At 68.4% G+C, this 13,582-nt stretch carries 18 protein-coding genes; 9 read left to right on the top strand and 9 right to left on the bottom strand.

The genetic code is table 11. The features are described 5' to 3' along the window. The first annotated feature begins 144 nt into the window (after positions 1 to 144). Positions 145 to 1,461: a hypothetical protein gene (locus EAO79_RS03010; protein ID WP_124767734.1), complete on the top strand. Its 1,317-nt coding sequence runs from the start codon at positions 145 to 147 to the stop codon at positions 1,459 to 1,461. 58 nt (positions 1,462 to 1,519) lie between these two features. Here the strand turns inward: EAO79_RS03010 and EAO79_RS03005 are convergent, their stop codons facing one another. Then, on the bottom strand, positions 1,520 to 2,311 hold the full coding sequence (locus EAO79_RS03005; RefSeq protein WP_124767733.1) for an SDR family NAD(P)-dependent oxidoreductase: 792 nt from the start codon (positions 2,309 to 2,311) through the stop codon (positions 1,520 to 1,522). Positions 2,312 to 2,407: 96 nt separating this feature from the next. Here EAO79_RS03005 and EAO79_RS03000 point away from each other — a divergent pair, with 96 nt between their 5' ends. Both EAO79_RS03000 and EAO79_RS02995 read left to right on the top strand, forming a co-directional pair. Further along, a complete protein-coding gene (locus EAO79_RS03000; protein ID WP_124767732.1) occupies positions 2,408 to 2,896 on the top strand; it encodes a MarR family winged helix-turn-helix transcriptional regulator in 489 nt (162 codons plus the stop codon). A gap of 53 nt (positions 2,897 to 2,949) precedes the next feature. Then, positions 2,950 to 3,354: a VOC family protein gene (locus tag EAO79_RS02995; RefSeq protein WP_124767731.1), complete on the top strand. Its 405-nt coding sequence runs from the start codon at positions 2,950 to 2,952 to the stop codon at positions 3,352 to 3,354. Here the strand turns inward: EAO79_RS02995 and EAO79_RS02990 are convergent. The 4 genes from EAO79_RS02990 to EAO79_RS02975 all read right to left on the bottom strand — a co-directional run bounded on the left by EAO79_RS02990 (position 3,309) and on the right by EAO79_RS02975 (position 5,955). Further along, on the bottom strand, positions 3,309 to 3,818 hold the full coding sequence (locus EAO79_RS02990; protein WP_124767730.1) for a hypothetical protein: 510 nt from the start codon (positions 3,816 to 3,818) through the stop codon (positions 3,309 to 3,311). The two genes, EAO79_RS02995 and EAO79_RS02990, sit on opposite strands and share 46 nt — an antisense overlap. 142 nt (positions 3,819 to 3,960) lie before the next feature. After that, the gene (locus EAO79_RS02985; RefSeq protein ID WP_124767729.1) at positions 3,961 to 4,434 is read right to left on the bottom strand and encodes a GNAT family N-acetyltransferase; all 474 of its coding nucleotides are present in this window, start codon (positions 4,432 to 4,434) and stop codon (positions 3,961 to 3,963) included. Positions 4,435 to 4,535: 101 nt separating this feature from the next. Further along, entirely contained in the window at positions 4,536 to 5,318 is a 783-nt protein-coding gene (locus EAO79_RS02980) for a phosphotransferase (protein WP_164486879.1), read from the bottom strand. A 43-nt stretch (positions 5,319 to 5,361) separates the two neighbouring features. Next, the gene (locus EAO79_RS02975) at positions 5,362 to 5,955 is read right to left on the bottom strand and encodes a phosphatase PAP2 family protein (protein ID WP_164486877.1); all 594 of its coding nucleotides are present in this window, start codon (positions 5,953 to 5,955) and stop codon (positions 5,362 to 5,364) included. Positions 5,956 to 6,205: 250 nt separating this feature from the next. On the opposite strand from EAO79_RS02975, the gene EAO79_RS02970 reads away from it, so the two are divergent. From EAO79_RS02970 to EAO79_RS02960, 3 genes are all read left to right on the top strand, one after another. Then, positions 6,206 to 6,589, top strand: coding sequence for a cupin domain-containing protein (locus EAO79_RS02970; protein ID WP_079704208.1), 384 nt, complete (start codon positions 6,206 to 6,208; stop codon positions 6,587 to 6,589). A gap of 104 nt (positions 6,590 to 6,693) precedes the next feature. Then, positions 6,694 to 7,206, top strand: coding sequence for an NUDIX hydrolase (locus tag EAO79_RS02965; protein ID WP_241160969.1), 513 nt, complete (start codon positions 6,694 to 6,696; stop codon positions 7,204 to 7,206). Between the two features lie 79 nt (positions 7,207 to 7,285). Then, positions 7,286 to 7,744 carry an NUDIX hydrolase gene (locus EAO79_RS02960; protein WP_124767725.1) on the top strand — a complete coding sequence of 153 codons (459 nt, stop codon included), beginning with the start codon at positions 7,286 to 7,288 and terminating at the stop codon, positions 7,742 to 7,744. A 9-nt stretch (positions 7,745 to 7,753) separates the two neighbouring features. On the opposite strand, the gene EAO79_RS02955 is transcribed toward EAO79_RS02960, so the two are convergent. Next, entirely contained in the window at positions 7,754 to 8,197 is a 444-nt protein-coding gene (locus EAO79_RS02955; RefSeq protein WP_124767724.1) for a GyrI-like domain-containing protein, read from the bottom strand. A gap of 41 nt (positions 8,198 to 8,238) precedes the next feature. On the opposite strand from EAO79_RS02955, the gene EAO79_RS02950 reads away from it, so the two are divergent. Continuing rightward, positions 8,239 to 8,706, top strand: a complete 468-nt coding sequence (locus EAO79_RS02950) for a lipoprotein (protein ID WP_124767723.1) — start codon at positions 8,239 to 8,241, stop codon at positions 8,704 to 8,706. A 141-nt stretch (positions 8,707 to 8,847) separates the two neighbouring features. Here the strand turns inward: EAO79_RS02950 and EAO79_RS02945 are convergent, their stop codons facing one another. Together EAO79_RS02945 and EAO79_RS02940 are read right to left on the bottom strand one after the other, a co-directional pair. Next, on the bottom strand, positions 8,848 to 9,684 hold the full coding sequence (locus EAO79_RS02945) for an alpha/beta fold hydrolase (protein WP_079704203.1): 837 nt from the start codon (positions 9,682 to 9,684) through the stop codon (positions 8,848 to 8,850). Between the two features lie 249 nt (positions 9,685 to 9,933). Next, the gene (locus EAO79_RS02940; protein WP_124767722.1) at positions 9,934 to 11,004 is read right to left on the bottom strand and encodes a S41 family peptidase; all 1,071 of its coding nucleotides are present in this window, start codon (positions 11,002 to 11,004) and stop codon (positions 9,934 to 9,936) included. 123 nt (positions 11,005 to 11,127) lie between these two features. Between EAO79_RS02940 and EAO79_RS02935 the strand changes: the two genes are divergently transcribed. Both EAO79_RS02935 and bla read left to right on the top strand, forming a co-directional pair. After that, positions 11,128 to 11,535, top strand: a complete 408-nt coding sequence (locus EAO79_RS02935; RefSeq protein WP_206428270.1) for an SRPBCC family protein — start codon at positions 11,128 to 11,130, stop codon at positions 11,533 to 11,535. After that, the gene (bla, locus tag EAO79_RS02930) at positions 11,532 to 12,470 is read left to right on the top strand and encodes a class A beta-lactamase (protein WP_124767721.1); all 939 of its coding nucleotides are present in this window, start codon (positions 11,532 to 11,534) and stop codon (positions 12,468 to 12,470) included. Before EAO79_RS02935 ends, bla begins: the two co-directional genes overlap by 4 nt. 14 nt (positions 12,471 to 12,484) lie before the next feature. On the opposite strand, the gene EAO79_RS02925 is transcribed toward bla, so the two are convergent. Beyond that, on the bottom strand, positions 12,485 to 13,534 hold the full coding sequence (locus tag EAO79_RS02925; RefSeq protein WP_124767720.1) for an SDR family oxidoreductase: 1,050 nt from the start codon (positions 13,532 to 13,534) through the stop codon (positions 12,485 to 12,487). Between the last annotated feature and the right edge of the window lie 48 nt (positions 13,535 to 13,582).

Here is a 13,582-nt window from a genome sequence, read left to right as displayed (position 1 = left end):
AGTCGATATGTGGCGAGACCTGACGTCCTCCCCGAGGCGTCGTCATGACGTTCCGCCGCACCGCCCCTTCACCGGATGTCGATGACCCGCGTTCGCGACAGCTTCGGTGAGGCCCACCCATGCACCGCGCCCCCTAGGAGAACCATGTCCACGAAACGGACGACGAACCTCATCACTCTGGCGGTCCTCGCCACCGTCGGCTCGACGCTGATGGCCGCGCCGGCTCACGCGGCGTCTGCACCGATGACGCCGGACCACCCGATCGGAACCACCGTCCCGCCTCTGACCAGCGATGGCGTGACCGGCCTGACCGGAATGGACCAGACCACGCTGGCTGATGGCCAGACCTACCCACTGCGATTCCGCGAGCCGGACCCGTCGACCGGCAAGGTGCTCCCGCCGGCAGCGATCGGCGAGGTCCAGATGGCCGTGTCGACCAGTGGTCGGACAGATGCCGGTACCTTCCTGCCGACGATCGGACCCAAGTTCAACAACGCCGAACAGACGCCCGTCGGGCAGGTGTACGCGGATTCCTGGACGGTCTTCAACAACGAGGGGAGCGCCACCTACACCTTCGACTTCTCCGGTCTGCAAGGTGGTGCCCTTCCCGCCGGCGCGGTCCTGGCCTTCAACGACGTCGATGTGTGCCGCGACGGGGCGTCGGAGAGCGCACGGCTGTCCTCCGATGTCGCCGGGTCCTGGCTGGACTACCGGGCGGACACCGGATCCGGAACCCCCGGCGCGGTCACGGTGGATGCGGAGACGGGTCAGGTCGACATTAGTTCGGTGTGCCCGGCCGGCGCGAACGGCGTCACGCAGACCTTCACCACCAACACCGAGATCTCCGACCTCACGATCACGCTGAACGGCTCCTCGCCGAACACCACTCCCATGTCCGGGTTGTGGTGGGCGTTCGAACTCCCGCTCGAGGCGGTCGCGCCAGCAATCTCGATGGAGAAGTTCACCAACGATCAGGATGTCACCGAGGCACCCGGCCCGGAGATCGTGATCGACAGCGCCGTCGCCTGGACCTACCGGGTCGGCAACGCCGGCAACACCCACCTCGCCGAGGTCGTCGTCACGGACGACCAGGTCGACGGCGCCGACATCGTCTGTGGTGATGGCGGCAACGTGATCGCGCTGCTCGCCCCCGGCGAGTCGGTGACCTGCGTCGCGAACGGAACGGCCATCGACGGGCCCTACATGAACACCGCGACGGCCGTCGGTGTCCCTGCCGACTCGACCGGCGCCGCACGACCCGACCTGGAGACCGTGTCGGTGTCGGATGCCTCGTGGTACACGGGCGTCCCGGCGGCAGTGACTCCTGTCGTGCCCACCGATGGGCGTCCCGGAGGAGAGCTGGCACGAACGGGTGCGGAGCTGTGGGCGTCGGTGGGTGGCGCACTGGCGCTGCTGGCCGGAGGCGCGGCGTTCCTGCTCGTCCGCCGCCGGAACGCCTGAGCCGAGTTCCTCAGCGAGACGACGTGATCTCGACGAGCGGCGGAGTGCTTGGCTGGGTTCAGAGCATCCCGGTCAGCACTCCGCCGTCCGCACGCAGGGCCGCGCCGTTCGTCGCCGACGCCAGGGGGCTCGCGAGGTAGGCCGCCAGCGAGGCGATCTCCTCGGGCTCCATGAAGCGTTCGAGCAGAGTGGTTGTGTTGCGACCGATGATCGAGGCCTTCACCGCGTCGACCGGCGCGGCCTGGCCGGCGGCGATCGACTCGATCGTCGTGGCGACGCCGGCCGAGTAGGTCGGGCCGCCGAGGATCGTGTTGACCGTCACGGCGCTGCCGCGGGTCAGCTTCGCGAGTCCATTGCCGAGGGCGATCATCGCCGCCTTCGAGACGCCGTAGTGGATCATGTCGGCGGGGATGTTCACGCCGGACTCGCTGCTGATGAAGAGGATGCGCCCCCAGCCACGATCCAACATGCCTGGCAGGGCGTGCCGGGACAGCCGGACGCCGCTCATCAGGTTGACCTCGAGGACGTGGGACCAGTCGTCGTCCGAGATGGCCTCGAATTCCGCGAGACCGAACTGGCCCACGTTGTTCACGAGGATGTCCACGGCGCGGAGGTCACCGAGCAGTCGCTCGACGGAGGCGGGATCGGCGAAATCCGCGACGATCCCGTCGTGGCCGGCATCGGGGTGCGTGCGCCGAAGCGCGGCGACCGCGTCCTGCACCGCCTGCTCGGAGCGTCCGTTCACGATGACGCGTGCGCCTTCGGCAGCGAGCCTCCGCGCGACGGCGGCACCGATGCCGCCGGTCGATCCGCTGATGAACGCCGTCTTGCCGCGGAGTTGTAGGTCCATGTCGTCTCCCTCTGTCGGCGATACGCCGCCTCACTTGCTCAGGCAAGTCACTCTAGGTCGGTTCACTTGCTCAAGCAAGTCGAATAGGCTTGCCCCATGACCGAATCCGCCGAACATCCTGGCCTCAGCGGCGAGCGGCTCGCGGCCTGGGCCTCAGTCGCCACCTTGGTGGAGCGGCTTCCCGCGGCACTCGACGCCCAGCTGCAGCGAGACAGCGGGCTGACCCACTACGAGCACGGGCTGCTCTTCGCGCTCGACACCGCCCCGGACCGCACACTCCGGATGAGCACGCTCGCCGGGTACGCGAGCAGCACGCTCTCGCGGCTCTCCCGCGCGGTCTCGCGACTCGAGAAGCAGAGCTGGGTGCGACGCGAGGTCGACCCCACCGATGGTCGGTTCACCCTCGCCGTCCTCACGGACGACGGCCACGCGCACGTCGCCCGGTCCACACCCGCGCACCATGCCCTCGTCGAGGAGCTCGTCTTCGGTTCCCTCACGGCGGCGCAGGTGCGGCAACTGGCCGAGATCAGCGCGAGGATCGCGACGACGATCGATCCGACCGTGCCGTGGGCGCCGTCCGAGTGAACCTCGGAAAGACGTCCTTGTGGGCGCGCTCACGCCGGGCGTAGCTTGACCGCATGAGCCTCTTCATCACGTGTCCGGTCGAGAGCGTCGAACGCGCGACCGCCTTCTACGACGCCCTCGGCTGGACCCGCAACGCGGCGATGTCCTCTGACCAGGTCTCCTGTTTCGAGATCGCTCCCGGGCAATACGTCATGCTCGGGAGCCGAGAGATGTACGCGAGCGTCGGCGGCACCGAGGAGCTGATCGGCGGACCGGACACGCCCTCGAAGGTGACGGTCTCCTTCGACCTCGGCAGTCGCGAGGCGGTCGACGAGCTCGTCGAGCGCGCCGGTGCCGCGGGTGGACGGATCGGCGACACCGACGACTACCCGTTCATGTACCAGCGCCAGTTCGACGACCCCGACGGGTACCACTACTCGCCGTTCTGGATGAAGCCCGACGCCGAGCCGACCGCCTGAGTGACCTCCCCGCGACACGGCACAGCGAGCAGGTCTCCAGGCGTGAGGTCGCGGGGGAGCAGCACGCGCTGCTCGGTTCCTGCCGCGCTGTCGAGGTGGAACGACACCGTGTGCGTCGTCGACGCTCGCCCGATCAGCCGGAGTTCCGACCAGCACGGCTCGACGTCTGCGAGACAGGCGTCGAGGGTGAGGTGATGGCCGTCCTCGCCGAACGCCGCAGCGACGACGCGCATGACGACCACGGAGGTTTGCTTGACGGGCGAGGGGCATCCGCCTGTGCCGGGGATCACCGCTGCCGCCGAATGGACGCACGGGGTTCCGCACTGCTCGACCAGGCGCAGCATCGGAACGTCGTCGACGATCACGTCCGTGGTGCTGAGGTGGGTGTGTGCCGGCCAGCGGTCGGGGAGGAACGGGTCCGGGATGCTGCGGCGGAGTGAAGGCAGGATCGTCGTGAGGGTCATGACCTCCGGTCTACGCCTCGCATTCTGCCCGAGTACCAGTCCTCACGGGATCCATACATCGTTCCCCGGAACCCAGACGGTCTCCTCACGTCGCGCGCGGGCGGAGGGGGCGTCGGGCCCCGACCATGGCTGGCATCTCCTGTCAGAGTTCGCGCGCGAACGACACCGTCGTGGCCGTGCGTCCGGTCTCGGCGAGTCCCGCCTTCAGGAGGACCCGCTGGGATGCGAGGTTGGTGACGTCGGTCTCCGCGGCCGCCCGTTCTGCGCCATGCGCTGCGGCGAACGACAGTGCGCCGGCGACCGCTTCCGTCGCGAGTCCGACCCCGCGAGCGGCGGGAACGAGACCGTAGCCGAACTCGACGCGACCAGTGCTGTCGGGCGGACCGAAGAAGCCGAAGCCACCGACGGCCGACTCGTCGGCATCACGGATGAGGTACATCGTGAAGATCGGGTCGCCGTCGGTCGATTCCGCGAGGCCACGGAGCGGGCCGAGCTCGTCGGCGAAGGGGTACTCCGGGTGCCAGGCGTCACCGTCGCGCTCATCGCGTTCGACGATGCGTCGCGCGAGCGCCGGTGAGATCGGTGCGAGGGTGGTTCGTTCGGTGCGGATGATCATCGATGCCAGTCTGGCAGGGGCCAGACACGCATGATCGCCATGCGGTACCGGCCGGTCTGACGCCGCCGCCCAGAGCGCCCGTTCTGCTCTTGACCGGAGCGTCAGGGGACGGATTGCGCACTCTCGGTGGCCTCCTCGAGGACCTCCAGCTCGTGACGCACGTGGTCGAGTGCATCCCCGGGGTGGCGGTGCTGCAGATCGTGCAGCATGAACCGGCAGGCCCAGATGCGCGCAGCCGTCGACGCGTCGTCGAGGCTCGCGCCCTCGGTCCAGCCTGCGAGGAACGCCCGCCACACCGGCTGGTCGAGCAGCGGTATCGCGTGTGGGTCCAGCCGGAAGATGGCGGAGGTCCTGGCCTGGTCGTAGTCCGGCGACCCGGCTGCGGCGTTGGTCCAGTCGATGACGGCGGTCACGCGGTCGTCCGGCCCCAGCAGGATGTTCAACGGGTGGAGATCGAGATGCAGGAGCGAGCGCTCGCCGTCGATGGAGGCGAACGCCGGCGGAGCGGTGACCGTCCACAGCGCCGCCTGCGCACGACCACAGGCCAGACCCCGGGTGAAGGCCCGCTCCGCGGTCACCCCGCTGAGATCGGCGGCGACGGTGCCGTCGACCCGCTCGATGAGCGAGGCCGCCCATGGTCCGCCGTCGGTCGGGACGAAGGTACCGAGGGTCGCTGGAACCGGCACCGCCACGGAGGCTGCGTTCGCAGCGGCGAGTTCGTGCGCGATCGTCTCCGGGGAACCGAGGCGCAGCACGGCGTCGTCGATCCCGAACACCCGCCCGGTCATCCCGCCGAGCGGCTCGAGGCGTTCATGATCGAGCCCGAAATAGGCGCTCGCTTCGATGAGGGCGCGACGGAATCCGCGCTCGTTGTCGTCGACCATCACGTCATCGTAGGTGAGGTGCGCCGTCGGGTCACGGCTGTCGTCACCGTCTCCCCGATGACGAGCGGGTCGCGGCTGAGCGGCGCTGCCATGCCACTGTCGCAACGATGAGGACGGTCGTGATCGCCAGGCCCAGGACCGCTCCCATCGCGACATCATGGACGTAGTGCACGCCTTGCACGACCCGGCCGGCGGCGACGAGCGCCGCCAGCGCGAGCGCCGAGCATGTGACCCACCAACGGCCGACGGCGATCGCTATGACGACGGTCGCTCCGAACGCGAGCGTCGCGTGATTCGACGGCAGTGACCAGTCGCCGGCCGGCGGGCATTCGGTCGCGATCGACCACCGGGTGCATGGTCGAGGTTGGGCGAAGAGGAGTTTCAGTCCCTCGCTCGCGGCGTAGGCGAGGCCGCCCCCGGCGGCGCCGGCGAGCAGCCGCGCCCGCCGTTCCGGGTGGCGGACCCAGGCGAACGCAGCCGTCGACATCGTCGTCGCCGCCAGGAGTGCGAGGCCGATCTCCGAGGCGAGTTCGACGTTCGGGATGGCCGAGCCGAGGGCGGCGAGCCAGCGCGTGCCGACGACGCTGACGCTGCCCGGCGCTGGGGCGACGAGGAGGGTGAGAGCGAAGAGGGTCACCGCAGCGAACGGTAGGAGGGCGCGGCGATGCGGGATAGAGAGCGGCATGCCTCGACCGTATGGACTTGCCACCGGCATCGCATCGGACTCCGGATGGCCCTGATGTCGGCACCGAGTCGGATGTGGAGAGCGCTGAGATCGTGCAACCGGCGCGCTCAGTGCTGCAGTTGTGTGGTCGGAAGCCGGCGCGCACCGAGACTGAGGGGCGATACCGTGCCACGAGGTACGTCAGTCGCGAGACGATGGATGCATGACTGCTCTCCACGGAATCGATATCGCCGCCGAACTCCGACAGGTCGAGGCCCACTGGACTCCTCGAGTGGTCGGGCGGGTCAACGATCAATACGTGAAGGTGGCGAAGCTCCTCGGCCAGTTGGTCTGGCACGACCACGCGAACGAAGACGAGATGTTCCTCGTCGTCTCGGGCACGCTCCGTATCCAGCTCCCCGACGATGAGGAGGTCGTGCTCACGCCGGGCCAGTTCTTCGTGGTGCCGCGGGGCGTGCAGCACAATCCCATCGCCGACGAGGAGGTTGAGATCGTCTTGATCGAGACCGTCACGACCGCGCACACCGGTGACGTGATCGTCGAGGGCACGGTGCCCGTCGAGCGTCAGCTGGGCGATTTCCGCTGACGACATGATCGCCGGACGGTAGTCGACCGTAGGGTGGGCGGATGCCTGTTCCGGATGAATCACGTTGGACCACGCTCGAGAAGAGGACGGTCCAGCGAGGTCGAGTGACCTTGGTCGATCACGAGGTCCGATTGCCGGACGGGTCGCGGTCGAGCTATCTCGTCGACGAGAGCGTTCCCTTCTCCGTCGCCTCGCTGATCATCGACGGCGACGACGTGCTCCTCGCACGTCAGTACCGATACCCGCTCGACCGCTGGATCCATGACCTGCCGGGCGGTGCCGGTCGAACAGACGAAGCCCCGCTCGATGCCGCCCGGCGTGAGCTCGAAGAAGAGCTCGGTATCGTTCCGGACGACCTCCGACCGCTGCACACCTTCTTCATGAACCCGGGGCGAGCGTCCTGGCCGACACACCTGTTCATCTCGACTCGAGGCATCCGCCCCGGCCTGGCAGACCTGTCGGATCCCGCGGAGCAGGTGCGGCTCGTGCGCATCCCGCTGTCGGAGCTCGACGCGCTGATCGCCACCGGAGCGATCGTCGACCCGCCGCTCATCGTCGCCCGAGCCGTGGCGGCGGCCCAGGGCATCCTCCCGCCGCTGGGAGTGGCAAACGAGTAACGATCTCGCTGAACGCATCTGACCGAGAGCTCGAGCAGGCGCACCGGTCATGCTCCCTGGGTTCCGGTACGCTCGCGGCGTGAACGAAGACGAGACGCTCGTCCACGTGAGGCACGACGCGCCGTGGCTGCCTCCCGGAGGCAGGGCCGATGTGATCCGCCGGACGACGCCACCCCGGCCGATGTCGGTCGTACGTTTGCTCCTCCGCGACTCCGACCAGGTCTTCTGCGTGCCGAGGCAGGGCACAGGGCGGCTCGATCTGCCAATGCTCGAGGCTGTATCCGATGACGTGGACGGGACGGCGGCCGTTCGTGAGCTGGCGCAACGCATCACCGGCGAGGCCATTGGCCTTCGGTTCATCGGCGCCGTGCGCAACGTCGTGGAGGCGCTGGCCGACGGATACGACTGGCCGGTCCCTGCCGCCCACTTCGGCGTGTGGGCTTCGGACGCGACTCCGATGGTTGACGGAACCTGGGTGCGTCTCGACGATGACGAGCATCAGCTGCGCGACCGACACTGGTACCCGTTGGTGGGCTGAGCCGACAGCTCAGCTGGGCGACCTGACTGGAACGAGGCAGTCGACCTCGCCCTCGCGCCGGTAGTGCTCGATGTGGGGACGGCTCTCGTCGTGATCGGCGAGGTCGAAGAGCACCTCGAAGGCGTCGCCGATCCGGGCGTAGACGCCGGGCACCTCGCCGCGAAGACGCAGCCTGAGGTAGTCGCCGCCGGGGACCACGGTCTCTTCCAGGCCGAGCGGGTTGTCGGCATCCCGGTCCAGCCGCGCGGACGCCATGCGGTACCTGTCACTTCCTCCGTAGACCAGGCCCATCATCCTGCGGCCGCGCAACGAGTCGAACGAGTTCTCGAACGCCGGCCAGGCCGCCTGCACCTGCTCGATGTCGAGTGCGACGTCCTGACTGAGGGCGGCGATGTCGTCGAGCGTCACGACGTCGATCCGGCCGAGCTCATGCGTCATCGGGAAGTGCCTCATGCCTCGTGTCTAACACGTGCCGCCGTGGTAGGAAGGTCCCCATGCGCCGCGCCGTCAGCACTCTCCTCGCCCTGTGTCTCGTCGGCGCACTGGCGGGGTGTGGTGTGTTCGACCGTGGGCCGAGCTACGAGTCTGCCAAGGAACAAGCGCTCTCCCTGCGTCAGGAGTTCGAAGCGACCTTGCCGGACGGAGCGTCGACGGTGAGCCAGAACGACGTGGAACTCGCCTGCAGCGGCGGTGCCGTCCAGTACGACGGCAGCATCACCGTGAGCGTCGCGGAGGACTTCGATCGCAACGCCTGGTTGGACGAGGCTGCAGCGATGTATGCCGACAGGGCGGCCTGGAAGGTCGAGAAGGTGGTCGCAGCCGACGACTCCTCAGACCTCACGAGCGGCGTCTCCTTCATCTCCGATGACGGTTACTACGTGCGTCTCGACGAATTCGCTGACACGTCCGAGTGGGGGCCGGTCCTCGTCCTGGGCGCGTCGGGTCCATGTGTGCGTCGTTGAGTCGACCGTTCGCCCGAACACCAGCGGAGACATCCGCCGAGGGATCGACGTCGGGTCATTGCGACGGCCGGACTCGGCCATCACACGAACGGCGCACCCGAGATGACCCGGGTGCGCCGTCCGTCTCCGGTGGTGGTTCCCTTACTGCTCGATGAAGGCGAGGAGGTCGGGGTTGATGATGTCGGCGTGGGTGGTCAGCATGCCGTGCGGGAAGCCCTCGTAGACCTTGAGGGTCGCGTTGCTGAGGAGCTCGGCCTGCTTGATGACCGCGTCCTTGTACGGCACGACCTGGTCGTCATCGCCCTGCATGCAGAGGACCGGCACGGAAATCGCCTTGAGGTCCTCGGTCTGGTCGGTCTCGGAGAACGCCTTGATGCCCTCGTAGTGCGCCACGGCACTGCCGGTCATGCCTTGACGCCACCAGTTGTCGATTACGGGCTGGGACACGGTGACACCGTCACGGTTGAAGCCGTAGAACGGGCCCGAAGCCACGGCCTGGAAGAATTCCGCCCGGTTCGCGGCGAGCGCGCTCCGGAAGCCGTCGAAGACCGAGATGGGTGTCCCTTCGGGGTTGGCGTCGGTCTGCACCATCAGCGGAGGCACGGACGAGACCAGGACCGCCTTCGCCACACGACCCTGCGGCTCGCCGTACTTGGCGACGTACCGCGCGACCTGACCACCACCCGTCGAGTGGCCGATGTGGACGACGTTGCGCAGGTCGAGGTGCTCGACGACCGCCGACACGTCGCTGGCGTAGTGATCCATGTCGTGGCCTGAGCCGATCTCCGAGGACCGCCCGTGTCCGCGCCGATCGCTGGCCACCACGCGGTACCCCTTGGACAGGAAGAAGAGGACCTGCGCGTCCCAGTCGTCCGACGACAGCGGCCAACCGTGGTGGAACATGATGGGCTGCGCCGTCGGGTCGCCCAGATCCTTGTAGTAGATTTCCGTGCCGTCGTCCGTTGTCACGAATGGCATGACTGACCTCCAAGCTCATGTCGAGCCAAGCCGTGCTCGGAACGACTCTCGCGAATTCCACTTCCACGGAATGTGGGAGCGCGACCACGGTAACGCGGCGAAGCGGCGGTTTCGACGGCCAGTCGAAAGTCCCGACACCTGTCCAAACCGGTTGCCGCAGACGTCCAGTTCCGAGCGGCCGATAGTGCTCGTTCTGCTCGCTGGGCGTGCTCGGACGAGCAGAACCGGCACTCTCGGTGGGCGGATCGTTCAGCCGCGGTCGGCGACCCACGCGCCGATCACCGCGGGCAGCTGCGTGAAGTCCTCGACGACGGTGTCGGGCTGGATCGGGACACCGTAGCGTTTGCCGGTGCGATCGGCGTCGACGGCGACCGTCAGGTTGACGACCGCGCCGTCGTAGAGGCGGACCGGCTGGTTCGCCGTGCTGAAGCCGTAGCTCGGCTGACCGAACACGCGCACGTCCGACTGCCCGATGAAGGCGATCGCGACCGCCTCCGCGGAGCTGCCGGTCATCCCGTCGATGACCACGGCGATCGGCCCGTCCACCTTCGGCTGCGGCTTCGTCGCCGCGCTCTGTCGATTGCCGTCGGACGAGACGCCGCCGCCCGACACCGAGACGACCGTCGACCTGTCGACGGACTCGAAGGTCTCGACGGTCCCATCATCGAGCAGTGGTGCCACGGCAGCCAGCATGGGCCACACGTTGCCGCCGTGGTTGTCCCGCAGATCGACCACCCATGCCGACGTGTGGGGCCTGGCGGCGGTGATCGCATCGACGGCCGTGTCGATGTACCGCTGGCCGAAGGAGTCCTTTCCGGAGCCGCCACCGATGAGTGTCGGGAGGCGGATGGTCGTCACGCCGTCAGCGCTCGTGACGGTGGGCAGTTCGTTCTCCGCTTTCGATCCCGACGACGGCCCGAACAGTTCGGCCGCGGTCGCAGGATCGTTGAAGGTGGTGTGGGGGCCGCCGAGCTCGGCCGCCGCCTTCGTGAGCGGCCCGTAGGTGTCGGCATAGTCGGAGGCGTCCGCGACTGAGGCCAGAGCCCGCTCCCGCACCTGCGTGTAGCGGTCCGGCGTCGCGTCCACGCCCCGCTGCATCGCATCCAGCGCGACCTCCGCATACGTCTGCGGCGATGGTGGGACGAGGTAGATCCCGTACGACCGCAGGAGCGGCGCGGCGACGACCGCGCCGCCGACCACCAGTGCGAGGAATGATGCCGTGACGACGGCAGCGATGAGGCCACGCCGACGCCGACGACGTCGCTGTTCCATGGGGGCCGGTGATGGCAAGGGCGGTCGACTGCGGGTGATGCCGGGCATGCCTCCAGGCTACAAATCGTCGATGGTCGAATCGTCAGCCCGCAGGACGATCCCGCTCGCGGAGCATCATCCGCAGGCGGGACGTGGCGGATGGATCCCACACCGAGGTGGCAGGATGCGGTCATGAGAAGTCACCATGTGAGCCGGGTCATCGGCGCTTCGCCGGAAGCCGTTTACGAATACGCGTCCGACATCGACAATCTCCCACGGTGGGCGGCCGGTCTCGCGCAGGCCGAGGTGGTGCGCGAAGGTGACTCGCTGTTCGTCGAGTCGCCGATGGGTCGGGTGGAGGTCCGGTTCGTCGAGCGCAACCGCTTCGGCGTGCTCGACCACGACGTCACCCTGCCGTCGGGGACCGTCGTGACCAACCCGGTCCGCGTGCTGGCCCATCCAGAGGGTGCCGAGGTGGTGTTCACCGTCCGACAGATCGAGCTGGACGACGACGCGTTCGCGCGGGATGTCGCGATGGTCGAGGCGGACCTCGAGCGCCTCGATCAGCAGGTCGCCGGGCAGGCCGGCGTTCGTCGATGACGCGGAGCACCGGTGGCGTCGTCGCCGTCGCCCTGGCCGGTGGGCTGGTGTTCGGGCTCGTGGGGTGCGCCTCCGCTACTCCGTCCCCGTCGGCGTCGCCGAGCTCCCCAACCTCGGCGCCAACGTCGGCGCCGCCCACGTCGATGCCCGACCTGTCCGGCGAGTTCCAAGCCCTGGAGGCCGAGTTCGGCGCGCGCGTCGGCATCAGCGCCGTCGACACCGGGACCGGCGCGCGCCTGTCCTACCGGGCTGACGAGCGCTTCGGGTACGCCTCGACGATCAAGGCGCTCGCCGCAGCGGTCTTCCTCCACGAGGTGCGCGGTTCGGCGCGTGACGAGGTCATCACGTGGTCGGCTGAGGATGTCGAGGCGGCCGGCTATTCGCCGGTGACGAGTGAACACGTCGAGACCGGCCTGACCCTGTCGCAGCTCGCCGAGGCCGCCGTCCGGCAGAGCGACAACACGGCCCTCAACCTCGTCCTCGCGCGGATCGGTGGGCCCGCCGCGTTGGACGCCGCCCTCGTCACGCTCGGCGATGAGGTGACCGAGGTCGTCAACGCGGAGCCGCTGTTGAACGTGATCGAACCGGGCAGCACCGATGACACCACCACCCCTGCCGCATTCACCGACAACCTGACGCGCCTCGTCGACGGCTCCTACCTGGAGTCCGCCGACCGGGCGACGCTCCTCGCCTGGATGAGCGGCAACGCGACCGGCGACACCCTGATCCGGGCCGGTGCTCCGGCGGGATGGCAGGTGGCCGACAAGTCCGGGGGTGCGGGTGGGATCCGGAACGACATCGCGATCATCGACCGGCCGGGCGGCGACCCGATCGTCCTGACCATCCTCACGAACACACTCGACCCGGACGCCGAGTACGACGACGCGTTGGTCGCGGAGGCGGCGAGCGTCGCGCTCGCCGCCTTCGAGCAGTAGCCGGGCTCCTGCGCCTACGGGATGAGTCGCTGATCGCGGAGGTCCTGGAAGATCCGGAGGAACATCGCCTCCGTGTCGACGTACTCGTGGAAGCCGGCTCGGCGGGACTTCGAGGTGTCGGCGATGACGTCGTAGTCCCACGTGAAGACGAAGTCACCGAACGCCCACGACGACACCTCGGCGTAGCTGGTGGGCGCGAGGCCGTGCCGCTCGACCATCGCGTTCCACAGGGCCTCCTTGTCGGCCATCACCTCGGCGAGGCTCATCTCGAGTGGCGGCGCGACGTCGAGGTCGAAGAAGGCGGCGATCTTCGGCCACATCGACGACCACCGGAACAGGTCGCCGTTCGTGATGTTGAACGCCTCGTTGCGTCCGGCCTCGTGCGTCGCGGCCCACACGGTGGCCTTCGCGAGGAGGTCGGCGTCGGTCATCTCGATCAGGCTCGTGTAGGCGCCGGGCTTGCCGGGGAAGCGCAACGGGATGCCCAGTTCCTTGCTCATGGAGGCGTAGACGGCGATGACCATCGCCAGGTTCATCGGGTTGCCCAGGCCGATCCCGGCGACGACCGACGGCCGCAACGCCGACCATGACCAGGCCGCCCCGACCTGGCGGCGCTCGAGGTACTGCTGCTGGTCGACGTTGAACTCCGGCGGCATGTGCGGCGGGTCGGACTCCTTCGCGGGTGTCGCGAAGGGTCCCAGGTGCGCGCCGTAGACCTTGTAGCCCTGCATCAGACTGATGTGCTCGAGGCCCGGCGCGACGGGTTCGACCGCGTCGACGACGTTGGTGAGCATCGCGAGGTTCGGCGCGACGAGCTCGGCCCAGCTGGGGCGGTCCTGGTACGCGGCGTAGAACAGGTGCGTCACCTCCGACAGGCCCCGCAACTGGTGGATGGTCGCGTCGCGGTCGAGCAGGTCCACCGCGAGGTGCCTGACGGATCCCCGGTCGGTGCCGCCGCGTCGGGACACCCCGATCACGTCCCAGCCGAGCCCCTCGAGACGGGTGATCAGGTTCCCGCCGATCACTCCACGGGCTCCGACCACCAGTGCTGTGTGCTGTGTCATGACATCTCCATCGTTAGATCGCGATTTACCGATCCACAGTGTTGCACA

This window comes from Plantibacter sp. PA-3-X8 (genome assembly GCF_003856975.1).
GTDB classification, from domain to species: Bacteria; Actinomycetota; Actinomycetes; order Actinomycetales; family Microbacteriaceae; genus Plantibacter; species Plantibacter auratus.
Note: the sequence above shows the minus strand (reverse complement) of the source record. Positions and strands in the feature narration are given on the sequence as shown.